Origin of the sequence: Lujinxingia litoralis (assembly GCF_003260125.1) — a bacterium.
GTDB lineage: Bacteria > Myxococcota_A > Bradymonadia > Bradymonadales > Bradymonadaceae > Lujinxingia > Lujinxingia litoralis.
On the sequence record NZ_QHKO01000011.1, the window covers coordinates 82,860 to 107,512 of the forward strand.

The window sequence follows — 24,653 nt, forward strand, 5'->3', positions numbered from 1 at the left end:
GTAGATGGGTGAGGTGAGAGAGATGAACGTTTCGAGTGCTGGTTCTGGTGTGTATAAGTTTCGGCTACTTTTTCTCGCAGTTTTTGTGACGTTTCTGGGAAGTTGCGGTGCCGGCTTTGACCATTCGTCCGCCGAAGTCGGTACCGGCAGTCTCGAATTCGAGGGGGAGTTGTCGAGTCTGGGGGAGGGGATTGCCGAGGGGGAGCTTTCTGGTGATGAAGGCTGGTACTTCGATTCTCGGACGCTCACGTGGAAGGTGGGTTCCGTCGAGTCTGCGGAGGGCCAGTCTTCTGTCCGAGAGTATTTTGTCGGCGGGCAACTTTTTCAGCGGGAGCGCGGTGGGGAAGCATTCACGACGGCGTTTCTGGCCGACAAACAATCGCTGCTAAAGGCCGGGGCCACCTGGGATCCGAAGTCGGCCGCTGGCGAGCCGACCGCGAATGACGTGGTGTATGTTGTCGGGGAAGATGCGCGTCACGAGCTTCTCGCTCAGGTCGGACCGGGGGAAGAGTTCGCCTTTCTGGGGCGGGTCTTTGAAGCTCGTCGTGAGGCCGGACGGCTCGAGATTCGCTTTACGGGCAAGACCATGCATCGCGTGGTGGACACCTTTGAGCGACAAGCCTACGAGGTCGTCGACCTAGACGTCGTTTACGCCGCGGAGGGAGCGGCGGATACCATCTCGGGCACCCCGGAGCATCCCTTCTTCGTGCCGGCTCGGGGGGATTATGTGCCCATGGGCGAGCTCGATGCCGGGACGGTGCTGCGCACCACCGACGGGAGCCTGGCCCGTGTGGTGGGCTCGGAGCGGCGCCAGGGTGGCTTCGAGGTTTTTAATTTTGAGGTCGAGGATGCCCACAACTACTATGTGAGCTCGCCGCGGGGAAGTCCCGGGGTGTTGGTGCATAATGTGTGCGTCGACCGAGTTCGGGAAGTTAACAACTTGCCGAAGAATGCGAGATTGACAGACGACGTTGATGACGTATTCAATCGATTAGAAAAACACAATGGCATTGATCCGAACGTCGCAAGTGATCGGCTTCATAAGATTAAGAACTCTGACGGGTTCAATGGAGATGACAATGTTGTCTTCGATCTAACTGGAAACGTGTTTAACCCATCAACCGGGGAGCTTATGGGCACCCTTACCGCCGGCGGTGCGAGGTAGAACATGCAAGCTGACTGGATTCACGTTTATGTTGTTTTTCGAATAGATAACTACCTAAAGTCAAAATCATTGGAACATAAGGTGACAATAAAAGAGGTTTTGCCAACCGCAGAAAATGCTGAAAAGGAGACGGCCCGGCTTAATGAGTTGGTAGAGCCTGGGGTTTACTACTTTTGGCAAAGCGCCAAATACTATCCGAACGGTCGAGGTGTTGAATAGGTTGTGTACTGTTTTGGTGAGGCTTTTTTACTTCAATAGACCGCTGTTACTCACAGATTTTCCAAACGTCCACAGGCACTCGCAGTCTTTTCACACCAAACGCCAACACTCCTTTCGACCACACGCCTTCTCTACCAAACACTCCCCCACCACACGCCTTCATGCGGCAGGGGAGGGCACCCACCTCAGTTCATCGTCGCGGTGATCTCGAACTGACCGCTGACGCCTGCCGTCGAGGTATCCGTCACCAGGTCGTAGGTAAGCGCCGGCTTCGGTGGCTGTGAACGTCACGCTTTCCGCGCCTTCGCCGGGCAGGTCGGAGCCAGCCTGGCAGCTGGCACGCTCATCGCCACAATCGCCGATGAGGTAGAGGGCAATGTCGTAGCTGTAGTGCCCCCCATAATTCAAGCAACCAACTCACCAAACTGAGCACCATACTCCGCCGGTGATTTATACCCGAACACTTGGTGAGGCCTCTCGGTGTTGTGGAACTCGCCACAGCTCTCAATCGCGTCTCGGGCCTGCGCAAAGGTCTTGAAGTTTGTCATCCAGATGCACTCCTCCTTGAGCGAGCGGAAGAAGCGTTCAATCAGCCCGTTCTGCTGCGGCGTATAGAGTGTGATGAATTCCTGGGTCAGACCGTACTGCTTGCAACTCCCGATGAAAGACTTCGACGTGAACACGTTGCCATTGTCGCTACGCAGCACCGGCCGCGATTCGCCGTCAGGGTAGATAATGGCCGAAACGTTTCAAGCAGGCGCTCTCCAAAGCTCGCTGCGCCTCCATGGCGAGCGACGTCGATGCCAACAATTTCCCGGGCGCAGCAGTCAATCATAGCTATCACGCCAATCCAGCCGTCCTGCTCGCAATACAGGCTCGTTGCGTCCATCCCCCCACGTCGACCAGCTGCACTCGGAGCACGGGTCGGGCACAAAACCCGCCCCTACGACGGGGAAGCCCCACCCCTTGTACCCCCACCCCCCTTCGTGGCAAAACCATCGCATTCGTAAACATAGCGTCTCCCCCGGGGGGGAGACACCGCCGCTGGTAATCCGGCGCGTGGCGAGCGGACGTCTGCAATGGTGCAGCGAGGCTTGCGTGGCGCGCTCGGGGGATGGGCGGAGCTTCTGAACAAGGAGTTATGCGATGTCTGAGACCCATTTTGATCTGACGTTGAAGGCGTGGATGGAGCGGGCTGCGGATCAGGTTCGCGCGATGGCGCCCAAGACCGCGCATACACGCGGGCAGCAGGCGCTGGTGCTGGCCGCGGATCTGCTGGAGGAGGCGCTTTTGCCCTACAGCGCGGCGGTGGGCGAGGCGCTGGCCGAGAGCGAGGAGGCGGCGCGGGCGGCCGAGGCGGTGTCGCAGGCCGATGTGGCGATGGATGGGGCGTACGAGCGTCTCTATGCCACGGCGCAGTCGAACTATTATCTGGCGGTGGCCGACGTGACGGTGAATGCGACGCTCTTGAAGGAGCGGCTCGATCGGGGGATGGCGCTTCCGCCATCGGGCTTTCGGGCCCTGGGGTTGGATCGCTCGCGGGCGGTGATGGAGGGGGCGCTGACCTACGCCAACGACGCCCTGGGCGCAGACCACGCCGTGGTGGTCGATGCGCAGGCGGCCTACGACGGGTTCGTGCAGGCCCGCAAGGCCGCCAACGCCGAGAACTCCGACGCGGTGCTCGCCATGCAGAAGCTCTTCGCGGCCCGCGACGAGGCTCGCCGCGCCTATGTCGCCGCCAGGCAGTTTGTGGAGGGGGCGCTCTCGCTCAATGAGAATGAGAGCCTGCGGCAGCTGATGTTGCCGCTCAACTCCATGTATCGAAGCACGGGCCGCCCCGGTGGTGGTACGGGATCCGATGCCGACGCCCCGGATGCCGGGGAGGTCGTGGTGAATGACGCGCCGCCGGTTCAGCCGACGCCGGTCGTCGAGCCCTCGGGTGAGTAAGGCGACGATGATGTGAGCTTGACTGAAACCCTCCGAGGCGCTCGGAGGGTTTTTTGTGGGCAGTTGTAGAGCTCAAGCGGCTGAGTCGCGCTTCTGTTGCAAACAGAAGAGGAGGTAAGGGGTCTGAGTCGCCGTTCTGTTGCGAACAGAAGGGGAGGTAAGGGGCCTGAGTAGCCGTTCTGTCGTTAACAGAACGATAGGTAAGGGGGCTGAGTAGCCGTTCTGTCGTTAACAGAACGATAGGTAAGGGGTCTGAGTAGCGGTTCTGTTGCAAACAGAAGGGGAGGTAAGGGGGCTGAGTAGCCGTTCTGTTGCCGAGCGCCCCAGGCCGACGCTGGCATCGTCGCTGCGTCGTGGCAGTAGCGTTGCTACAGCTTCAGCCCTGGCTCCTTGCCAGGCGCCGCCCTGAATGCGCTCGGGTGCCGAGCGCCCCAGGCCGCCGCCAGCGGCGTCGTCAGGGATTCGCAGTAGCGTTGCTACAGCTTCAGCCCTGGCTCCTTGCCAGGCGCCGCCCTGGAGGCGCTCGTGTTGGGTGGTACGCCGGGGCTTATCCCCGGTGGCGGCGAGCGTGGAGCGCGCGGACCTGTGCGTCGAGCCCCTCGACGGGGCCTTCGACCCGGGCGTCTTTGATCACCTCGGTGATCGGGAGGGGGTGCAGGGGGCTCTCGGGGGCGCCGAGCTCGTCGAGCCACTGCACGAGCTGGCCGGTGGAGCTGGCGTAGACGATGCGGCCCAGCCCCACCCAGCCGTGGGCGGCGGCGCACATCGGGCAGTGCTCGCCAGAGGTGTAGACCACCGCCTGAGCGCGCTGCTCGGGGGTGAGGTGGGCGGCGGCCCAGCGGGCGATCTCGAACTCGGGGTGTTGGGTGGCGTCGTCGCGGGTGTGGATGCGGTTGCGGGCCTCCCGGAGCACCTTTCCTTCGTGCACGAGCAATGAGCCGAAGGGGGCATCGCCTTCGTTGAGGGCCTCGGTGGCCAGTTCAACGCAGCGGGTGAGGTGGTGGCGGTCCTGGTCGGTGATCATGGGGGGGCTCCGGAGATGGGAGTGGGGAGGGGGCTCTCGGCCGCGTAAGTTACAGCGTTCTGAGGGGTGTTTGCCAGTCGGGCGCCCGGAGGGCTGGTGAGGCGCCCAGCCGAACAAAAAAAGTGGCGAGCCCGAAGGGCTCGCCACTTGTTTGTGCCGGAGTTACCCGGGGAGATCAGCGCGCGACAGACACGTAATCAAAACGCAGCAGGATGTCGTCGATGCCGTTGAAGTTCAGACCGTTGCCGCCCTCGAGGCTGATGACATCGGCGGGGATGAAGAGGGCGTAATCGCCGTAGAGGCCGCGGGCGGCCAGCTCGGCGGTCTGGCCGCTGGCGTATTCAGCGCCCTCAAACTCGCCGCGGTCGACGTTGAAGAAGGCCTGGATGCGGGCGCGGCTATAATCTTCGACGCCGCGGCCGCCGCCCTGGGACTGGCCAAAGTCGGCGCCGACGCCGGGCACGCGGAAGAGGTTGCGGGCGGGCTGGACGGTGGCCATCTGGAAGGAGGGCTGGCCGGCGGCCGGGACCCCACACCACTGGCTGAAGAAGGTGTTGCGCTTGAGCAGGTCCAGGCGCACGTTCTGGGTGTCGGAGCCCTGGTAGATGTTCTGGCCAAGCACCGAGGCGTTGATGGCCCAGAGGCGCTCGGCGCAGTCGTTCTGCGAGAAGATGGGCACGCCGCGGGTTTCAAAGCCCAGCGCGCCGAGCGGGGCCAGGGTAAAGGGGAGGCGCTGGCCCAGGTAGGTGGCGCCCTCGTAGACGGCGAAACGCTCATCGGCCAGCAGGATGCGGAAGCGCTCGGCCGGGGTGAGCGGCCCCAGGCTCTCGGGCCAGAGCGAGGCGTCGCCGAGCTGGAGGATGTCGTCGCGCAGGCTGACCACGGTGTTGAGCTCGGTGGGCATGGAGCCGTTGATGCCGCGGGTGTTGGCGTCGGCCCAGAGCTGCTCGAGCACGTTCTGGCGCAGTTCCATGGGGGTCTGGGCCTCAAACACGGCCTGCCGCACGGCCAGCGAGGCCTGGTACTCGTATTCGACCGCGCGCACCGCCAGGTAGGTGGCGCGTTTGGCGATCTGGAAGTCGTGGGCGTAGGTCGTGATCTTTTCGTTGACCCACACATCGCCGGAGGCGTCGGGGACTTCCATGTTTTCGACCCGCTCTAAGTAGGCGTTGCCCGATTCGTGGACACGGAGTGCGGCGTGGGTGAGCTCGAAGAGCGTGGCGTGGGCGCGCTGCAGATCGAAGACGGCGCGCTCCACCTCGATGGAGGCGGTGCGCAGGCTCACCAGCTCCATGCGGGCGTCGTTGGCGCAGATCTCAAACTCGGCCTCGGCCTCCAGCCCGGCGACCAGGTTGTCGTGTTCGTGCTGGGCGTTTTCCATGCCGGTTTCCAGACCGATGGACACGATGTTGGCCACGGTTTCGACGGCGCCGGCGGCGCAGGCGACCCCGACGGAACCGGCGGAGAAGACGGCGGAGATGGGGTTGCTCGTATCGGAGCCGGCGACGGTGGAGGCGCAGTCTTTGACGCCGGCGGCGGCGGTGGCGACTCCGTCGGCGATGGCCTTGGCCGCGCGCAGGCCCTGCATGTTGGCCAGGTGGTTCTCGCGGGCCGTCTGAAGCTGGGCGTTGGCTGACTCCAGGATCCAGCAGGAGCGCATGGCGATGTCGTAGGCGTCGGTATGCTCGGCGATGGCCTCGCGGGCCTGCTCCAGGTCGCGGGTGGCGGCGACGATCTCCAGGTGGGCCTCGCCAAGGCTTCCGACGAGGCAGTCGGGCTCCTCCAGGGGGTTGTTGGGCAGGGGCACCTCCAGGTTCATGGTGGGGAAATCGGCGCGGCAGCTGCTGATGGCGTGGGCCATCACCGGGCGGACACCGGATGCGTCGGTGCCGTCTTGCCCGTCGCCGATAAAGGCGTCGAGGGAGCGGGGGGTGGTCAGCCCCAGGATACCGCGTTCTAAGGGGAGTTCGGTGACCGAGGTGTCGTGGTCGCAGATCATGCAGACCGTGCCCTGGCCGGAGCAGGCTCCCACCGAGGCGCTTTCGCCCTCGTCGATGCTCTCGCCAAAGCAGCTCTGGGCGAAGGCGCGGGCGTCTTCGTCGGTGAAGCCGGCGTCCTGGGTCAGGGTGCTGGCGTTGTACTCGGTATGAAGGCAGAAGCGTCCCATCACGTCGTCGTCGGTCCAGAAGCGGTACCACTGATCGAAGTCGATGGCACAGGCCGGGTACTCGTCTGCCGGGGCGATAAAGCAGGAGGTCGGGTCGAAGTTCGGGTCGCCCAGGTAATTCTCGCCAAGGGGGCCGCAGTAGTCGCGCAGGGTGGCTTCGTAGCGATTGCGCACGTCCTCGATCCAGCGGGCGAAGTCGCGGTTGTCATGGGCCTGACGCACGCGGCGATCTTGCTGCGCGACAAAGGAGTTGCGGGCCTCGGCCAGGCTGGCCTCGGCCTGGGCGACGGCGACCGGGGCCCAGGCGTCGGTGGCGATGGAGGTGCCCAGGAGAAAGTCGCTGATGGCGCCAAAGCGTCCGGAGGGGCCGGAGGCGCCGTCGGGGTTGAAGTAAAGGGGAAGATCGTTGTCGTCGATGCCCAGGGGGTTATCGCCCTTGAGCAAGACATTGCGGTAACCCAGGAGCTCGCCGGTGGCGCTGCTCGCGCGAGTGGCCGAGGCGAAGTAGGCGTCGCTCCAGCGCAGGTTGGGGTTGGCGGTCAGAGCGCGGCGGTGCAGGTCGGCGGCGACGGCCTGCGCGACAACGAGGCGCGGCAGCAGGTCGGCGACCGGGGCGTTGATGCGCTCGACGGTGTCGCCATAGCGATCTTCAAGAAGGATGCGGCCGACTTTGGCCTGGCGCGCCAGGGCATCGAGGATGGCGCTGGCCACCGGCTCACTCTGGTCGCTGCCGACGCCAAACTCGGTGCCATAGCGGTGCACGCGGTAGTCGGGCTGCTGGAGCGCGGCGCCGCTCGTTTCCATCAACGCCGCAATCACATGCGGGCTGAAGAGAAGATCCCAGCCTTGAAGCGAGGCTTCGTAAAGAGCTTCGGTCGAGGGTGTGTTCACCGGGTTTGTGCCCCCGCTGAGCGCGGCGGCCATGCCCGACTGCTGGTCGGCTTCGTTGGCGAAGTAGGCATGAAGCTGAATCCAGCGCGTCATCAGACGGCTCGTCACGGCGGTGGCGTGCGCCAGGCCTTCGGGGCCCATGGCGAAGTCCTCAACATCGGCATCCAGGCGCAGTGCGCGGGATTGCAGCGCGAGCGCCATGAGCACGCGCGGCACGTTGACACACGCGCTCTCCGGGCCGACCACCGCGTGAAAAAGCTCCCCGTCAGCAAGTCCATTCAGAGAGGTCGGGGCTCCCGCCAGGGCAAGCGTCTCTTCGAGGCAGGCATCAAGGAGCTCGGCGCCGGTGGCGCTTTCGTTGAGGTCGAGGGGGAAGGCCATGCCCAACTCCGAGCCGCGGCACTTGAGGTCACCGACGATCGGATCGAGGCTGTTTTCGAGGCCGAAGGTCTGCCAGTCAGCCTGGTCGTAGGTCTGGGGCGGGGTGGCGCAGAGGGGTGTCTCGGCCGCCGAGGGGAGCGTGTAGGCGAAGCGGCAGGTGCGCGAGACCGAGCCCGACATGCGGTAGGAGTGGGCGTTTGAAGTACCTTCGGAGAAGGTCACCTGGCCGGTGTCGAAGTCGACGGCCACATCTTCGAGCCGGCAGCCCAGGACTCGGGTCAGGGTGTCACAGAAGTCATCGTCGTAGGTGGGGCTGGTGCGGGTGACGCCGTTTTCTATGAACGTCAGCTCCATGTTGGAGAGCTCGCAGGGGATGCCGCCGCCGAGACTCTCATCTAACTCGGTGGTTTCAATGAGATCCGACCGATTCTCGTCTGCATCAACTTCGGGGTGGGTATCCAGAAGCGCGTTCCAGCGGTTCTGGGTGATACTGAGATCCTGGGTGGAGGGATAACCGATGTTGCGATTAGGTCCGACAAACAGGGACGTGAAGTAGTACTGTAGGGCGAGCGAGTTGAAGCCCTGATCGATGAAAGCGCCAGGAAGTACGCCTTCGCCAGGAAAGCCCGCCTCGTCTCGAATAATGGGGGCCAGGTTGTTGGGTTTAAAGTTAACCAGATCATCGGATGCGGGGATGCGCTCTAAGATCTCGCGTAGCGTCGCTTCATAAGGAGTGTCCTGGAGCAGGCGCGCCGCCGGGTTGTAGCCCAGGCTGGCGTCGGCCTGAGGAGAGGGTGCGGGGTCGGTGACATCGCTGACGCGCACCATGTCCAGGGCCCAGGAGACGGTGGGGGCGGTCGCGCCGCTGCCGATGTACTGCTGGTCGATGGCCAGGCTGATGGTGCGGGGGGCGTCGGAGGTGAGGAACTCGGCGGAGGTGGTCTCTACGTTGATGACCGAGGTCTGTCCGGCGACCGTCGATTCGAGCAGGCGCGTGATGGGAAGCGCGGCGGAGCCGCGACCCGTAGCGGTGTCGTAGGTCAGCGAGCCGATGACACCGGCCTCGGCGCTGAGCACGTTGAGGGGGTCATCGATCTGAATGATCGCCTGGCCCGGGGTGCTCTCCCAGAGGGTGGCGTTGACTTCGAGCATCAGGGGGATGGCGGCCGTCTTGCGCAGGTTGTCGCCCTGGCGAGCGCCGGCGTCGACCAGGCGCAGGGTGCCGCGGTAGCGGCCTTGCAGGGGGGCCGCCATCGCGGCGATGTCGTCCTGGGAGAGGTGCCCGGGGAGCTGTGTGAGCGTGGGCAAGGAGACGCTGTAGCGGGAGTTGTCGGCGATCACCACGAGCTCGGCGACCGCGTCGTCGGGGGTGGCGTCGGGGTGGGTCACGCGCACCGCCACCCGGAGCTCGTCCCCGGCTTGGAGGCCCAGCTCCGAGAGGGTGCACGCGTCGACAAACTCATCCTCGCCGGGGCAGCGCACCTGCGCGCCGCCGCGGGTGCTCAGACGGGCGCGGTCCAGCGAGGTCTCGGCGATCAGCGGGACCTCGACGATGGCGTCAGGGCCCGGTACCTGGGAGGCCTGGCGAGGCTTGAGCTTGCCGATGGGCGCGGAGGCCACCGGCAGGATGGCGTTGGCCTCGGCCGGGGTGCGGCAGGTGCCGAAGCGCCCGCAGACCTGACCCTCGGCGCAGTCGGCGTCAGCGGTGCACTCGTAGGTGCACAGGCCCAACGAGCAGAAGGAGCCGCAGGGGCACATGTCGTCGCTCAGGCATTCGGTGGGCTCGTTGAGCCGCTGGAGATCGGGCGTACAGACCGTGATCCCCTCCTCAGCGTCGGGCCCCACATCGGGAGATTGAGGTGTCTGACCGTCATCACCACCACAGGCCGCGAGCATCCACAGCATCGCGCTCGCACACCACCACTTCTTCATAAGGTTCATCTCGTCCTCATCGATTGCATGGACCCACCGCAGCGCACCCAGAGTTTCACGACATTTCGGCACGCAGGTTAGCGCCGGGCGGCGTGCGGGGTCTTTGCCGCAGGCGCAGACTTTTTGTCTCGGTGCGCCAAAGGCGCGCGGCGGGCGCCGGGAGGTTCAAGGAGGTAAGAAGGGCGTGAACTTCAGAGCCATTGGTCGTACACTCCCGGCCCACAGACATGGCAAAAAACGGGAGCATTGCAGTGAGAGCACACTTAAGTGATCAGCAGTGGCGGCGAGTGGCGGAGCTCTGGCGAGAAATTCACGCGCTGAGCAGCGTGAGCCTGGAGCGGGCCTGGGAGCACGTGAACATGCGCCTGGTGGAGCTGGTCGACGGCGTGAGCATGGCGGGTTATGCGCAGCGTCGGTCGGCGGATGGCGAGGCGGTCGAGCCGGTGTTTTTTAGCTCGGCGGGCTACGATATGGAGCGGCGCTTGCAGATCCTCCGCGCCTGGCAGGAGGCGGAGCCCGATGTGGAGGGCTGCCCGGTAAATCGGCAGATGGTCCCGGCCGGGTCTCGCTGTCTGGCTGTGCCGCATTCGGCCTGCGTGACCCCGCAGCAGTGGGAGCACTCGGCGTCGAAGCGTCTGGCCGACGCGCTGGGTATCGCCGATGCGATCACCGTGATCATGCCGGCCTACCAGAGCGCGGAGCTCTTTTTGTGCATCGATCGCAAGCGGGGAGGGCGCCCCTTTGATTATGGCGATGCGGCGTTGTTGGTGGCCGCGGTCGAGGGCGTGCGCCCCTTGATGATGCGTTACCTGCGCTCTCTGGGGATGCTGCCCGGCCAGCAGGCGTTGACTCGGGAGGAGCGCCAGTTGGTGCGCCTGCTGGCCGGCGAGCGCGACGAGGACGCGATCGCCCAGGAGCTCGGAGCCAGCCTGGAGACGCTGGCGGCCCAAAGCGCGCAGGTCTACCGCAAGCTGGCTGTGGCCAACCGCTACGCGCTGATTCGGCTGTGGTTCGGGGTGGGGGAGTCGCCGATTTCGATGGATCTGGCAGCGCTCGGGGCGCAGGAGCCGGCGGCGGTGGGGCTGGAGCGCGAGGCCTATGTGGCCGCCCGCGTGCGTCGGATGCTCCGGGAGGCCCCGGGAGCTCCGCAGCTGCAGCTCGAGGAGGTGGCGCGTCGCCTGAGCATGAGCGAGCGCAACCTGCAGCGTCACCTGCGTCAGGCCAACACCTCCTTTCGTGCGTTGGTCGATGAGGTCCGGCAGGTTCGCGCCCACCAGATGCTCGCCAGCCCGCAGCTGGAGTTTACCGACATCGCGCTGCGCCTGGGCTACGAGCAGGTCTCCAGCTTTAATCGCGCCATCAAACGCTGGACCGGCAAGACTCCGGGGGTAGTCCGTTCAGAACTCCTGAGTGCCGAGCGCCCCCAGGACGACGCTGGCTGCGTCGTCAGGGATTCGCAGTAGCGTTGCTACAGCTTCATCCCTGGCTCCTTGCTAAGTCGCCGCCCTGAATGCGCTCGGGTGCCGAGCGCCCCAGGACGACGCTGGCGGCGTCGTCAGGGATTCGCAGTAGCGTTGCTACAGCTTCATCCCTGCCTCCTTGCTAAGTCGCCGCCCTGGGACACTCGGGTGCCGAGCGGCCCAGAACGACGCTGGCGGCGTCGTCAGGGATTCGCAGTAGCGTTGCTACAGCTTCATCCCTGCCTCCTTGCCAGGCGCCGCCCTGGGACACTCGGAGCTGGGGTAATGCGGGGGGAAAGGCTGCGGACGGCGGTACAGGTGCGATTCCTGGGTAAGAAAGGGTGATGTACGGCGGTCGGGGGTGTTTCTTGAGTTCGTGAGGGTTTGGGGTGGGGTGCGGGTGAGGGTGGCGTATGCTTTTCCTCGCGGGCGCGGGCCGCTATAAGGCGCGACGAGTCCGGGTGACGCAACCAAGACGAGGTGAGCGATGGGAATTCCCTTTGAAAAACTGACGCCGAAGCGGTGGGGCGGTGAGGTGCCGGGGCCGGTGGAGCGCCCTCCGCTGGATCTGGGGCATGGGGTGGTGCTCGATCCGCCGGTGGTGCTCTCGCCGATGGCGGCGGTGACCAGCTCGCCATTTCGCCGGGTGTGTCGGGATATGGGGGCGGGGATGGTGGCCACCGAGATGGTGAGCGCGGTGGGGTTGATTCACCGGGCGCCGATGGCGGTGTCGATGGTGGATCTGGTGGAGGGGGAGTCGCCGGTGTGTGTGCAGATCTACGGGAAGCGTCCCGAGGAGCTGGCGCGGGCGGCGCAGATCGCGGTGGAGCTGGGGGCGGACGTGGTCGATCTGAACATGGGCTGCCCGATGAAGAAGGTGGTCTCCAGCGGGCACGGGGCGGCGCTCTTGCGGGATGTGGGGCGAGTGCAGGAGATCTTTAGCGCGATGAGCGAAGCGGTGGATGTGCCGGTGACCGGTAAGATGCGGGCCGGGTGGGAGGACACCAGCGCGGTGGAGGTGGCCCGGGCGATGGAGGCCGGCGGGGCGGCGGCTCTGACGATTCACGGGCGTACCCGCAGCGCGATGTACGACGGGCATGCCGACTTAAGTGTGATCGCCGCGGTGAAAGAGGCGGTGGGGATTCCGGTGATCGGCAATGGCGATGTTTGCGACTGGGTGAGCGCGCGGCGCATGTTTTCGGCCACCGGCTGCGATGCGGTGATGGTGGCCCGCGGGGCGTTGGGCAACCCCTGGGTGTTTCGGGAGATCGCCGCCGATTTGCGTGGGGAGGCCATTCCCGAGCCGCCTTCGCCCGAGCTGAAGCGGGAGACGCTCTTGCGCCATGTGGAGCTCTATCTGGAGCGCTTTGGGGAGGCGCGCACCTGCAAGGAGATTCGCAAGCACCTGCTCTGGTACTACCGCGGCACCCCCGGGGAGCTGGTGCTGCGCCGGCGATTGAGCGGGCTGGAGAGCGCCGAGGACATTCGCCAGGCGATCGATGCGGCGCTTGAGGCCAATCAGGGGCAGGCGGAGCTGCGGGCCAAGAGTCACCCGCGGGCGGCCGAGATCGAGGCCGAGGCAGCCGGGAAGGCGCCGGCGGAGTGAGCCGGGGCGCCGAGCGGCCTTTGTCAGGGCCGGTCTGCGGGCGAATCCCGCGCGTTCAAAAAAAAGTGGGGAGATAGGCTCGCCGGTGTGTGCGGCGAGCCTACGCTTGTGTTCAGTGAACGGGCGTTGCGCTGCTCGGGTGTGCGGGAGCGCGAGGTGTGCGCGCTCAACACCGGTGCCTGACGAGGAGGGGAGATGGGGTGGGGGTTCAGGGGGATTTTAAGATCGTGCGGATCGTGCGCGTCAGCGTATCCATCCCGAAGGGTTTTTGGAGGAGGCGAGGGGGATCGGGGCCCTCGGTGGCCTCCAGGGCGTCGGCGGTGTAGCCGCTCATCAGCAGCACGGCGGTTTCGGGGCGAGTGGTGGTGATATGGCGCGAGAGGGCGACGCCGTCGATGCCGGGCATGATGACGTCGCTCAAGAGAAGGTCGATGGGGCCGTCGTAGGTGCGGCTCAGCTCCAGGGCTTCTTCGGCGTGGGAGGCTTCGAGCACGTGGTAGCCCTTGCGCTCCAGGAGCATGCGCACCGGCTGGCGGAGCTGGTCGTCATCTTCGACCAGAAGGATGGTCTCATCGCCGGGGATGGGGGTGGCGCGGCGGGCGCGGCGGAGGCGCGCCGGGGTGGAGGCTTCCTGGCGGGCCGCGGGCATGTAGATGGTGAAGGTGGTGCCCTGGTCGGGGGAGCTCTCCACGCTGATGTGGCCGCCATCCTGGGTGATGACGCCGTAGACGGTGGAGAGCCCCAGGCCGGTGCCCTGGCCGACGGCTTTGGTGGTGAAGAAGGGCTCAAAGATCTGGCGCTGGACCTCGGGGGGCATGCCCTGGCCGGTGTCGCGGACTTCGAGCACGGCGTAGGGCCCGGAGGTGAGCTCGCGGGGGTAGGCCGAGGATGGCGAGTCGATGCTCAGGTTGTAGGTGCGCAGGCTGAAGCGTCCGCCTTCGGGCATGGCGTCACGGGCGTTGATGGCCAGGTTCATGATGACCTGTTCCAGCTGGCTGCGATCGGCGAAGAGCTCGTGCAGGGAGCGGTCGAGCTCGATGTTGAGGCGCACGCTGGTGCCGAAGAGGCTCTCCAGGACCACGCGCATCTCGTCGAGGAGGGTGTTGAGGTCGAGGACTTTGGACTCGCGGACGTGGCGGCGGCCAAAGGTCAGGAGCTGGCGGGTGAGTTTACCGCCGCGCTCGCTGGCGCTGAGGATGGCGTCGACGCTATCGCTCAGGCGCTGCGGGTCGCCGGAGAGGTCGCGCATGATGTAGCAGTGGCTGCCGATGATGGTGAGCAGGTTGTTGAAGTCGTGGGCCACCCCGCCGGCCAGGCGCCCCATGGCCTGCATTTTGTCGGCGTGCTGGAGGTTTTCCTGGATGCGTTTTTGGTCTGTGAGGTCGGTGATCATGGCCAGCACGTGTTCGGGCTGACCGCCGGGATCGCGCAGCAGGGTGAGGGTGAATTTGGCGTAGCGGATGTCGCCATTGCTGCGGGCCAGGCGGAGCTCCAGCGAGTAGAGGTCGCGTTGGCCCAGGCGCAGTTCTGCCAGGAGGGACTCCCAGATCTGAACGTCGTCGTCGACCAGGAGTTCGCTCAGGGGGAAGCGTCGCAGCTCGTCGAGGGAGTAGCCCAGGAGTTCTTGAAGGGTGTGGTTGGCGTGTTCGCACTGACCGCGCAGTCCCAGAAGCTGCAGGCCAATGGGAGCGGCTTCGAAGAGGCTCCAGAAGCGTCGCTCGCTGTCGTGGAGGCGCTGTCGAATATGGCAGGTGTTGAGCGCTCGGCGGACTTTGTGGGCGGTCAGGATGCGGTTGGTGTCCGGGTTGTCGGTGCGCACCAGCACATCGCCAAGGCCCAGATCCAGGGCGGCGCGGATCAGGGCGTGGTCGTCGGGCTCGGCCAGCAGGAGCGTGGCGCAGCCCGGGGCGAGGGTGCGCAGCGTCGTGATATGGTGTAGGGCATCAGGCAGCGCGCCGTCGATGATGGCCAGGCGATGATGCCGCAGGTTCACCGAGAGCGAGTCGCGGGCGTCGACCTGATCGGGGCGTACACAGTCGACGCTCAAGTCGTTGGCGTCGATCTCCGGGCAGGGGCCGTAGACCAGGAGGCTGGGAAAACGGTTCATACGGAGAACTCCAGAATTATCCCGCAGATGGGGTAAGTCGCCAGGGCGCGACGGAGTCTAGCAGTCGAATTGAGGGCTGTCAGCCCGAAGAGTGACGCCGGAGTGGACCGGGGCAATACGGAGGGAAGCACCATGGTAGAAACACCCGAAAACGCGCGTTATCTGGCGAGTCCCCAGAAGATGGAGTGGTTGATGCGCGATCGGCGCTTTCGCCAGATCGGCGAGGAGCGACGCGAGCGCCTGTTGCGAGCGGTGGCGCGCCTGCCCGGGGCGCGGGAGCTGGTGGGGCAGGAGGTCTTTGAGCAGGCGCTCGACGAGGCGGTGGCCATGGAGGGGCAGGCGCCTTTGAGCGAGGAAGAGCGCGGGTTGATCTGTGACTATCTGCGAGTGAGGTGAGCCTTTGAAGGATCGAGGCGTAGGGGTCGGGGCCGGGATGAGCCTCTGGCGAGCGGTGATGGTGGGGGCGGTGGTGGCGATGGCCGCCGGCTGTGCGGTGAGCAGTGGTCCGCGCTTTAGCCCGGAGGTGCAGCAGTCGTTTGCGCACGAGGAGATGCGGCGCATGGAGACCGCGCATCTGCGCCTCTACTACCCGGAGCATCGCCGCGAGGAGACGGCGCGCATCGCCGCGCAGCTGGAGCATTGCCTGGTTGAGTTGAACACCAAGACCGAGCGCCCCGGGCCCTGGACGAAGGTCCCGATTTTTTTGCCGGAGGTGGAGTTCAACAACGCCTACGTGAGTTTTGGCCCGGGCAACGGGCCGCATATGGTGTTGCCCACCTCGTTGACCAGCGGGGCGTTTGCGGGGTTCGGGTTTACGCCGAGCATGCCGGCGGTGGGCTGCCACGAGATGGTGCACTGGGTGCATATGGCGCAGGTGCACGGGGTGTTTGGCGTGCTCAATCGCCTCTTTGGCCCCTACGTGACGCCGCATAGCGGGCTGGACTCGTGGGTGTTTGAGGGGCTGGCGACCTATTACGAGAGCAAGCTGGTGGACGACGTGGGGCGTCACGGTTCGCCGCTGTGGGAGAACGCCTTTGTGGCGGGGATTCACCAGGGGCATCTCGATGGGGGGCGTCTCAGCGTGTTTGATCGCGAGGTCTCCTACGGGGGGCAGTACCTGGTGGGCTCGCATTTTGTGGGGTTTTTGATCGAGCGCTATGGCGAAGAAAAGATCTGGGAGCTGATCGATCTGCAGGGGAGCGCGTTGGTGTTTCCGATCGGGGTGACCACGCGTTTTTGGTGGGTGTACGGCAAGAGTCTGGGCGGGCTCCTCGATGAGTTTGAAGTGGCGATGCGCCAGAAGTATCCGCCGCGCCAGCGGGCGTTGGGGCAGGAGCGGGAGCGCTGGCTGGGGCGTAACGCGCAGTTGGAGGTGAGCCCCGCGGGGCGGTGGGCGACCTATGTGAGCGGGGTGGATGAGCGGGCGGCCCTGGAGGTCTTTGAGGCCGACGGGGGGCGGATCTTGCGTCGCGAACTCCCGGATGTGTTGCCCGGGCGCGAGGTGGTGGCGGGCAGTAGCGTGGACGCGCTGCGGCTGAGCGATGACGGCCAAACGCTCTACTTTTTGGTGCGCGACCTGGGGGTGAGCGCGCCCCGGAGCGCGTTGATGCGCCTGGATGTGGCGAGCAACCGCCTGGAGCGCGTGCGCGACGAGGTGATGGGCATCAGCGGGGATGTGATGCCGGATGGCCGGGGCTACGTGCTGGCCCGGGCCGACGGGGACGAAGTGGTGGTGGAGCGCATCGATCTGGCGGATGCCGCCGGCGATCGGGAGCTCTTCCGGCTGGCGCCCGGGGCGTTTGTGGCCCATCTGCGGGTGTCGCCCTCGGGCCGACGGGTGTCGCTGACCTTGATGGAGGATGAGCGCTGGCGGGTGGCGGTGCTGGATCTGGCCAGCGGCCGGGTGTTGCGCACGCTGAGCACGGGGGAGGCGCACGCGCCGGTGTACGATGCGTACTGGGTGGCCGAGGACCGGCTCTGGGTCTCGGCGGCCTATGGCGAGCGGGTGGATGTGTTTGAGGTGGGTCCGACGCGGGCCTCGGTGCGGCTGACTCAGGCGCCTTACATCGCGCAGAGTCCGCGGCCGGGGGCCGATGGGGCGCTGCGTTTCTTGAACCGCGAGGGGTGGGGTTGGGCGTTGGATCGGGTGTCGGAGTCGGCGGTGGAGGCCGCGCGTGGGAGGGGGGCAGCCGGGCTCGGTGATGCGCTGGCCTGGAGCGATGCAGGCGGAGCGGAGGAGGTGCGGGGCTACCGCGCGCTCGACGCCGTCGAGGTGCGCTCGGACCGGGCGTATCGGGCCTGGGAGGGGCTCTTCATCCCCCGGCTGCGCCTGCCGATCGTGCAGCTGGGCGCGGTGACCGGGCTTTTGCCTGAGGCGGAGCGGCAGGACCTGGGGCCGATCAACGGCCGGCTCGGTCTGGCGATGAGCGGTCGGGATGAGCTGGGCTTTCATAACTGGGCACTCAGCGGCGCGTACGACGTGGTCAACGGCTGGTTTGTGGGCAGCGCCGCGTATGTGAACACGCAGCTCGCGCCGCTCTACTGGTCGGTCTCGGCCAGCTCCGATCGTCAGGTCTACGGGGAACAGGCGTCGGTGGGCAGTGTGGAGCTGACGCGGGTGGAGCAATGGAATCGGCAGGCGTCGGTGCAGGCGCAACGCAGCTTTTACGACCTGCCGCTGGCGCTGAGTTTTACGGCGCTGGAGCATCGCCTGGATCGTGAGGGAGAGGCTCGCGACCAGCGCCGTCTGGTGGGGCCTCGGCTGGCGACGGCCTATCGTGCCGGGCGCGGCACGGCGTATGGCGGTACGCAGTGGCTCTTCGGGTTGAGCGGGGCCGGGGCGTATTACGGAGAGGCGCTGGGCTCGGATCTCGATCTGGGGGATCTGCGCGCCGAGCTGGAGCTCCACTCGCCATTGCCGCTATCGAAGCGCCATCGGTTGCGTTTTTCGGCGCGCCACCGTCAGCTTTTGGGAGTGGACCCGGCCGAAGGCGTGTTGCGGGTGGGCGGTTTTGGCAACCTCGCGCCGCTTTACTCCTCGCAGCCGGTGGAGGATTCGGTCCCGGCCGATGCGCGTCTGCCCCCGCAGGTGGCGTTTGTGGAGCCGCTGCGGGGCTTTGAGGGCGTGGCGTTTACCGGGGCTCGGGCGACGCTGGGCGACCTGAACTACCGCTACCCCATCATCGTGGACCGGGGGCCGGCGGCGATGCTGGGCTTTTTGCCCTCGGCATTTTTCTCGCAGTTGAATCTGGAGGCCTTTGCCAGCGTGGCGATCTTAGACGATGGTCAGCCACACGCGGCGAGCGGGGCCAGCGTGGACGCGAAGTTTTATGTCTGGGTGCTGCCGATGTCGTTGCGCTATCAGTATGCGAAGTGGCTCACCGATGATCGTCGCCAGACGCATCTTGTTGGCTTAAGTTTTGGCAACGACTTCTAAATCTTGAAATGACCGAAAGGCGGGGCGCCGCGCTTAAGAGCGCGCGCTGTCGCCCCCCGAAATGAACGCTACCTGGAGACACCATGATCGATCTGAGCTTCCCGACCTATTTTGACGATGACGTTGAAGGCGCGCGCCCCCGGACCCGCGATCGCGCGCAGATCGATGCGCGCTACAAGTGGGATCTCAACGATATTTACGGCGACTGGTCGGCCTGGGAGGCCGATATGCGAACGATCCGGGAAGAGATGGATCGCTTTGTGGAGCTGCGCGGTCAGCTGGCCCAGGGCGCCGAGAAGGTGCTTCAGGCCTACCGCTTGCAGGACACCATCGGGATGATCTCCTACAAGCTCTACCGTTATCCGCAGCTGCAGTACGATTTGGATCAGCGCGATAACGAGGTGCAGGCTCGTCTCCAAGAGGTACAGCAGCTCTTTGCCGAGTACGGTTCGCGCGCGGCGTGGTTTACGCCGGAGCTCCTGGAGATTGAGCAGTCCACCATGGAGCAGTGGCTGGAGGAGGAAGCGGAGCTTTCGCCCTATCGCTTCCCGATTCTGGAAGCCTACCGGGCTCAGGAGCATGTGCTGGACGAGGGAGGGGAGAAGATCCTGGCGCTGGGCAGCCGTTTTCGCTCGGCGCCGGCGGAGATCTACCGCTCGTTGACCACGGCCGATGTGAGCTTCAACACCGTGACGCTCTCCGATGGCGACGAGGTGGTGGTGAGCTACGGGGAGTACTCCAACCTGTTGCACACCCGTCGCGATCAGGACGATCGCCGCAAGGCGTTTGAGGCGATGTACTCGATCTTTGAGGCCAAGCGAAACACCTTTGCCTCGCTCTACAACAGCATCTGCCAGCGGGACTGGGCCCAGGCGCAGTCGCGCAACTACAGCAGCACGGCTGAGGCGGCGCTGGATGATGATAACGTGCCGGTGTCGGTGTTGGAGACGTTGATCGAGGCCGCCCGCGAGGGCGCGGAGCCGCTGCGTCGGTACCACCGTCTGCGCAAGGAGGTGCTGGGGCTTAAGGAGTACCACCTCTACGACGGCTCGATTCCGCTGCTGGAATCCGACGAGGTCTACACCTACGACGGGGCGCGCGAGGTGCTCATTGAGTCGGTGGCCCCTCTTGGCGAGCGTTATCAGGAGCTGCTCGGCGAGGCGTTGGGAGGCGGTTGGATCGACGTTTATGAGACGGAGGGCAAGCGCAGCGGCGCCTACTCTGCGGGGGTCTACGGGGTGCACCCCTACATGCTGCTGAACTACACCGACACGCTCGACGACGTGTTCACGCTGACCCATGAGCTCGGGCATACGCTGCATACCGTGCTCTCGTGTGAGGCCCAGCCTTTTGCAACGTCGAGCTACACGATCTTTGTGGCGGAGGTGGCCTCAACGACCAATGAGGCGCTTTTGCTCGATCACCTGCTCAAGCAGACCGAGGACCCGGCCCGGCGAGCCTTTTTGCTCCAGCAGGCGATCAGCGGAATTGCGGGCACCTTCTACTCTCAGGCGCTTTTTGCGGACTACGAGCTGGAGGCGCATCGCATGGCCGAGCGTGGCGAGCCGATGACCGCGGAGCGTCTGGACGCCCTCTACATGGAGAAGATGAAGGCGTATTACGGCGACGCGCTGACCATTGACGAGCTCTACAAGGTGACCTGGGCGCGCATTCCACATTTCTTTAACTCTCCGTACTACGTCTATCAGTACGCCACCTGTTACGCTTCGTCGGCGAAGATCGTGGCCGGGTTGCTCAGCGAAGATCAGGCGGAGCGTCAGGCCACGCAGGCCCGTTATCTGGAACTCTTGTCGAGTGGTGGAAATGACCACCCGATGAATCAATTGCAGAAGGCCGGCGTCGACCTTCGCGATGCCGATACCGTGCGCGCGGTCACTCGCCGCATGGATGAGTTGGTGGGTATGTTGGAGGCGGAGCTTCAGCGACTGAGCTGAGCTTCGGCTCAGACCTCAGACGTAGGGAGCGACGATGAAACACGCGTTGATGGGACTGGTGGTGATGGGGGCGCTGAGCTTGAGCGCCTGCATGACGATTGTGCTTGAAGAGGACACGGGCCGTCGTAGCCAGCGGTTGGAATCGCCGAAGGTGTGTAAAGATCGCTGTCAGGCACGTTTTCATGAGTGCCGTGAGAGCCGGACCGGCCGTGTCGGGCGGGGACGTGGTCGAGGTCGAGGCAAAGGCAAGGGCGCCAGCGTCTGTGCCCACGAGAAAAACCGTTGCAAGGCGCGTTGCTGAGCCGGGGTTGTCGGCCGCGGCTGCCGCGTCCGGAATGAGGGTGAACCAGGGTTGAGTGAGCAGGACGCGTTGAACGAAGTGAACGAAGGTGAGGGGAGCCCGCAGGAGCCAGTCGGCGCGTCAGCGCCGGCGGGCCCCCTGGGAGTTGTGCGCCAGACTTTGCAGAGCGATGCGGTGCAGCGTTGGGCGCCGATGAGCCTCTTTGTCGGCGGCTTTGGCCTGGATGCCTGGACGCTCGGGCGCGATGTCGACTTGAAAGCGTTGGCGCTGGTCTGCATCTACGTGCTGTTGATTCCGGTATGTTTCGGAGTGCTCACACATGTTACGCACGAGAAGGTGAAGCGTGGCGCGAGCCTGGCGCTGCACTTCGCGCTCGGGGCGCTCTTCAGCGCGCTGGTCGTGCTCTACTTCCGCAGCGCCGGGCAGCTGATCACCATGCTGATTGTGCTGGTGCTTTTTGCGGCCATGGTCTGGAACGAGTTCTCCAGTCGGGCGCGTCAGCAGTTTGAGTTACTGTGGGGGATTTACGGGGCAAGCGCGGTGATGCTGCTCAACTTCCTCCTGCCCTACGCGCTGGGGAGTGTGCGAGCGCTGTGGTTTTACCTGAGCCTGGTGCTGGGGATGGGCTGGGTGCTGGGAGCGCGCCGGCTTCTGGGGGCGCGGGGCTGGCGCACGCTGGCGCCCACAGCGAGTTTTGCGCTGGTGCTGGGGGTGCTCTATCCGCTGGGGGTGATTCCGCCGGTGCCGCTGGTGACCGAGGGCGCCGTGGTGGGCGTGGACTTTGAGAAGAGTCAGGGGCTCTATCAGGTGATGGCAGAGCGGCCCGGGTTGTTGGAGAAGGTCGGGGTCACCTCGCCAGAGGTGCTGCGGGGGCCTGGCGAGCCGGTGACGGTGGTGGTGGCGGTCTCGGCGCCGCCGCAGGCCACGGCTCAGCTGGAGCATCGCTGGCGGCGACGGACGGATGAGGGCTGGGAGACCACCGACGTCATTCCGATCGCGATTCGCGGCGGTCGTAAGGAAGGCTGGCGCTTTTATTCGCGCAAAAAGAACCTTCCTGACGGGCAGTGGCGTGTGGAAACGGCCCTGAAAGGCGGGGCGGTGCTCGGCTATGAGACCTTTGGCGTCCGCGAGATCTCTCAGGATGAGCGCGACGCACTCCGGATGGAGCCCCGTTCGCTCTGAGGTTCAAACGCGTTGCGCCGCGTAAGGCTACGCGGCGCAACGATGAGACGTGAAACTCAGTAGATTTTTTTGGGGATCGCGGTCACCAACCCCCGGGGCACGTCGGGGATGCGGTAGCCGCCGAGCTCCAGGATGGGGATGATTCTGCGCAGATCCATAATCGTGCCGATGCGCAGGAGCTCGGTGGGGGAGACCCACCGGTAGTCGATGCACTCTCGGGCGCGCAGGTTAAGTTGGTCGCGGGAGCCGTTGAGCCGACATACGAAGTAGTGCGCCGACTCAAAGACGGCGATGGGGCGTTCTACGGTGACGCGAAGACCGGTTTCCTCAAAGGCTTCGCGCACGCAGGCCACCTCGGGCCACTCGTTACGCCAGATCGTGCCCCCGGGAGGGCACCATTGGCCGCCACGACCAACCTTGAAGGCGCGGCGGATGAAAAGAAGCTCTCCGCGATCCTCGATTAGAGCCCAGGCTGAACTCATGAGAATCCTCGAATTCAAATGTACCGCCACGCCGAGGTGGTTGACTCAGGCGCGGGGACTACGGAACCATCTCGAAACGGTACAGCAACAATGCTGCCGTTACGAAGGGTAAACATGGTACCACGATGCGATCTTCCAGCGAGGGGGGAAATTTATTTCTCCCCGCACGTCGAACATGACCTCGGAGGTGCGCTTTGAGAAGCGACTCCGAAGGGCTGGAGCGGCTGCGCGGCGAGCTCAAACGGGTGCGCTTTGCCAGCGACGACGGTCAGTTTGCCGTATGCGATTTGCTGGTGCCCGATCGCGTGGTGCCGGTCACGCTGGTGGGCAACATTTTGGCCACACGCCCCGGGGAGTCGGTAGAGGTCTGGGGGCGCTGGCGCGAGGATGTCCGTTACGGCCGGCAGTTTGCCATTGAGCGTATTGAGGCCGTGCTGCCCGCGACCCGTGAGGGGGTGGAGCGCTACCTGGCCAGCGATCTGATCGAGGGGATTGGTCCCACCCTGGCCCGGCGCATCGTGGCCCATTTTGGCGCCTCGACGCTGGAGATCCTGGACGCGGCGCCGGAGCGGGTGCAAGAGGTTGAGGGGATCGGGAAAAAACGCGCCGCACGCATCACGGCGTCGTGGGAAGAGGGGCGCCTGGTTCATAAGATCATGGTGTTCTTGCGATCCCACGGGGTCTCCAACGCCAACGCCGTGCGGATCTACCGCACGTTTGGCGCGCAGGCTGTGGAGGTGATTCAGCAGAATCCTTACGCGCTCTCGGAGGCGATCTTCGGCATCGGCTTTAAGAGCGCCGATCGCATCGCGATGCAGGCCGGGGTGCTGCCAGGCGACCTGTCGCGCCTGCGCGCCGGACTTCTGCATACCCTGGGCGAAGCTTCGGGGGAGGGGCATATGTACCTGCCCTGGGAACTTCTGCGCCCGCGTGCCGCCGAACTTCTGGGAGTTGGGGAGCACCTGCTGGCCGATGCGCTGGAGTCGCTTCGCCAGGAGGAGCGTGTGAGTGTGGAGGCCAGCCCCGGGGGAGAGACCCGGGTGTACGCCGCCGGGGCGTTGCGGGTGGAGGAGCGCGCCGCGCGCCGGCTTCGCCGGCTGGCTCAGTCTCCCGGGCTGACGGGACGCCCGGAGGACGCGGCGCTGGCCCAGGTGGAGCGCGAGCTGGGAGTGGCGCTGGCCGAAGCCCAGCGCCGCGCGGTGCGTTCGGTTTTTGAGCATAAACTCGCCGTGATCACCGGGGGGCCGGGCACGGGGAAGACCACCATCGTCCGGGCGATCTGCGAGCTGGCCGAACGCCAGGGCTGGCGGGTGACTCTGGCCGCGCCCACCGGCCGCGCCGCCCGGCGCCTGGGTGAAACCACCGCCCGAGGGGCCACCACCGTGCACCGGCTGCTGGAGTACAGCTTTCAGGCCGGTGGGTTTCAGCGCGATGAGGAGCGCCCGCTGGAGACGGACCTGCTCATCGTGGATGAGGCCTCGATGGTCGATACCTGGCTGCTGGCGGCGCTGGCCGCAGCGCTGCCCGCGACGGCCTGTCTGGCGCTGGTGGGGGATATCGATCAGCTCCCCAGTGTGGGGCCCGGCCAGGTCTTGCGCGACGTGATCGACAGCGGTATCGCCGGGGTCACGCGTCTCACCGAGATCTTCCGTCAGGCGGAGGCGTCGACGATTGTGGTCAACGCGCACCGCATCAACGCCGGGAAGATGCCGGTGGTGCCGGCGCGAAAGCCCGGTGAGTTGGTTGATTTTTATACGATCAACGCCGAAGACCCGAAGCAGGCCCACGCGCGAATCGTGGAGCTGGTCACCGAGCGCATGCCCCGGGCCTTTGGGCTCGACCCCCTTCAGGACGTGCAGATTCTGGCGCCGATGCACCGCGGTGAGGTGGGCTGCTCAAAACTCAACGAAGCGCTGCAGCGGGCCTTTCATCAAGGAAAGCCCGAACTGGTGCGGGGGCATCGCCGCTTCTGTGAGGGCGACCGAGTGATGCAGACCCGCAACAACTATGAGGCCGAGGTCTTCAACGGAGATGTCGGGCAGGTGGTGGCGCTTCATGCCGAGGAGAACACGCTCACGGTGCGTTTTGATGAGCGCGAGGTCAGCTACGATCGCGCAAACCTCGATGAGCTGGTGCTCGCCTACGCTATCACGGTGCACAAGAGTCAGGGCTCGGAGTACCGGGCGGTCGTGCTGCCCATGTCGACTCAGCACTACGTGATGTTGCAGCGCAACCTGCTCTACACCGCGGTGACGCGCGCGCGGGAGCTGGTGGTGGTGGTCGGCAGCGAGGAGGCCGTGCGGCTGGCGCTTAAAAACGACCGGGCCTCGGAGCGCTACACGCAGCTGGCGCGGCGCCTCCGAGGCGAATCGGTCTAAGGCATCAGCTCGAGCGGAGC

Annotated in this window: 16 protein-coding genes; 10 read left to right on the forward strand and 6 right to left on the reverse strand. The window is 65.4% G+C overall.

Annotated elements, in window-relative coordinates:
• The first annotated feature begins 4 nt into the window (after nucleotides 1–4).
• Together DL240_RS17420 and DL240_RS20110 are read left to right on the forward strand one after the other, a co-directional pair.
• Nucleotides 5–1,165: a polymorphic toxin-type HINT domain-containing protein gene (locus DL240_RS17420; RefSeq protein WP_111731179.1), complete on the forward strand. Its 1,161-nt coding sequence runs from the start codon at nucleotides 5–7 to the stop codon at nucleotides 1,163–1,165.
• Between the two features lie 3 nt (nucleotides 1,166–1,168).
• On the forward strand, nucleotides 1,169–1,384 hold the full coding sequence (locus DL240_RS20110) for a hypothetical protein (protein ID WP_158542709.1): 216 nt from the start codon (nucleotides 1,169–1,171) through the stop codon (nucleotides 1,382–1,384).
• A gap of 159 nt (nucleotides 1,385–1,543) precedes the next feature.
• Here DL240_RS20110 and DL240_RS19775 read toward each other — a convergent pair whose 3' ends face one another.
• Both DL240_RS19775 and DL240_RS17425 read right to left on the reverse strand, forming a co-directional pair.
• Nucleotides 1,544–1,792: a hypothetical protein gene (locus DL240_RS19775; RefSeq protein WP_146618386.1), complete on the reverse strand. Its 249-nt coding sequence runs from the start codon at nucleotides 1,790–1,792 to the stop codon at nucleotides 1,544–1,546.
• A complete protein-coding gene (locus DL240_RS17425; RefSeq protein WP_158542711.1) occupies nucleotides 1,789–2,091 on the reverse strand; it encodes an integrase core domain-containing protein in 303 nt (100 codons plus the stop codon). Before DL240_RS17425 ends, DL240_RS19775 begins: the two co-directional genes overlap by 4 nt.
• Before the next feature lie 439 nt (nucleotides 2,092–2,530).
• Here DL240_RS17425 and DL240_RS17430 point away from each other — a divergent pair, with 439 nt between their 5' ends.
• Nucleotides 2,531–3,331, forward strand: a complete 801-nt coding sequence (locus tag DL240_RS17430) for a hypothetical protein (protein WP_111731181.1) — start codon at nucleotides 2,531–2,533, stop codon at nucleotides 3,329–3,331.
• A 547-nt stretch (nucleotides 3,332–3,878) separates the two neighbouring features.
• On the opposite strand, the gene DL240_RS17435 is transcribed toward DL240_RS17430, so the two are convergent.
• Both DL240_RS17435 and DL240_RS17440 read right to left on the reverse strand, forming a co-directional pair.
• Nucleotides 3,879–4,355 carry a nucleoside deaminase gene (locus DL240_RS17435; protein ID WP_111731182.1) on the reverse strand — a complete coding sequence of 159 codons (477 nt, stop codon included), beginning with the start codon at nucleotides 4,353–4,355 and terminating at the stop codon, nucleotides 3,879–3,881.
• A gap of 175 nt (nucleotides 4,356–4,530) precedes the next feature.
• A complete protein-coding gene (locus tag DL240_RS17440) occupies nucleotides 4,531–9,735 on the reverse strand; it encodes a dickkopf-related protein (RefSeq protein WP_111731183.1) in 5,205 nt (1,734 codons plus the stop codon).
• A gap of 242 nt (nucleotides 9,736–9,977) precedes the next feature.
• Here DL240_RS17440 and DL240_RS17445 point away from each other — a divergent pair, with 242 nt between their 5' ends.
• Nucleotides 9,978–11,189 carry a helix-turn-helix domain-containing protein gene (locus tag DL240_RS17445; protein WP_146618387.1) on the forward strand — a complete coding sequence of 404 codons (1,212 nt, stop codon included), beginning with the start codon at nucleotides 9,978–9,980 and terminating at the stop codon, nucleotides 11,187–11,189.
• A gap of 484 nt (nucleotides 11,190–11,673) precedes the next feature.
• Complete coding sequence (gene dusB / locus DL240_RS17450) at nucleotides 11,674–12,792, forward strand: tRNA dihydrouridine synthase DusB (protein ID WP_111731185.1); 1,119 nt, start codon at nucleotides 11,674–11,676, stop codon at nucleotides 12,790–12,792.
• A gap of 208 nt (nucleotides 12,793–13,000) precedes the next feature.
• On the opposite strand, the gene DL240_RS17455 is transcribed toward dusB, so the two are convergent.
• Nucleotides 13,001–14,899: a hybrid sensor histidine kinase/response regulator gene (locus DL240_RS17455; protein WP_111731186.1), complete on the reverse strand. Its 1,899-nt coding sequence runs from the start codon at nucleotides 14,897–14,899 to the stop codon at nucleotides 13,001–13,003.
• 132 nt (nucleotides 14,900–15,031) lie between these two features.
• Between DL240_RS17455 and DL240_RS17460 the strand changes: the two genes are divergently transcribed.
• The 4 genes from DL240_RS17460 to DL240_RS17480 all read left to right on the forward strand — a co-directional run bounded on the left by DL240_RS17460 (nucleotide 15,032) and on the right by DL240_RS17480 (nucleotide 21,773).
• Entirely contained in the window at nucleotides 15,032–15,295 is a 264-nt protein-coding gene (locus DL240_RS17460; protein ID WP_111731187.1) for a hypothetical protein, read from the forward strand.
• 37 nt (nucleotides 15,296–15,332) lie between these two features.
• Nucleotides 15,333–18,335 (forward strand): YncE family protein, encoded by a 3,003-nt coding sequence (locus tag DL240_RS17465; RefSeq protein WP_111731188.1) that lies wholly within the window; start codon nucleotides 15,333–15,335, stop codon nucleotides 18,333–18,335.
• Between the two features lie 83 nt (nucleotides 18,336–18,418).
• A complete protein-coding gene (gene pepF, locus DL240_RS17470; RefSeq protein ID WP_111731189.1) occupies nucleotides 18,419–20,290 on the forward strand; it encodes an oligoendopeptidase F in 1,872 nt (623 codons plus the stop codon).
• A gap of 379 nt (nucleotides 20,291–20,669) precedes the next feature.
• A complete protein-coding gene (locus tag DL240_RS17480) occupies nucleotides 20,670–21,773 on the forward strand; it encodes a DUF2914 domain-containing protein (protein WP_233497086.1) in 1,104 nt (367 codons plus the stop codon).
• A 56-nt stretch (nucleotides 21,774–21,829) separates the two neighbouring features.
• On the opposite strand, the gene DL240_RS17485 is transcribed toward DL240_RS17480, so the two are convergent.
• Nucleotides 21,830–22,255, reverse strand: coding sequence for an NUDIX hydrolase (locus DL240_RS17485; protein ID WP_111731192.1), 426 nt, complete (start codon nucleotides 22,253–22,255; stop codon nucleotides 21,830–21,832).
• Between the two features lie 194 nt (nucleotides 22,256–22,449).
• On the opposite strand from DL240_RS17485, the gene recD2 reads away from it, so the two are divergent.
• A complete protein-coding gene (gene recD2, locus DL240_RS17490; RefSeq protein WP_199589856.1) occupies nucleotides 22,450–24,633 on the forward strand; it encodes an SF1B family DNA helicase RecD2 in 2,184 nt (727 codons plus the stop codon).
• Nucleotides 24,634–24,653 lie beyond the last annotated feature (20 nt).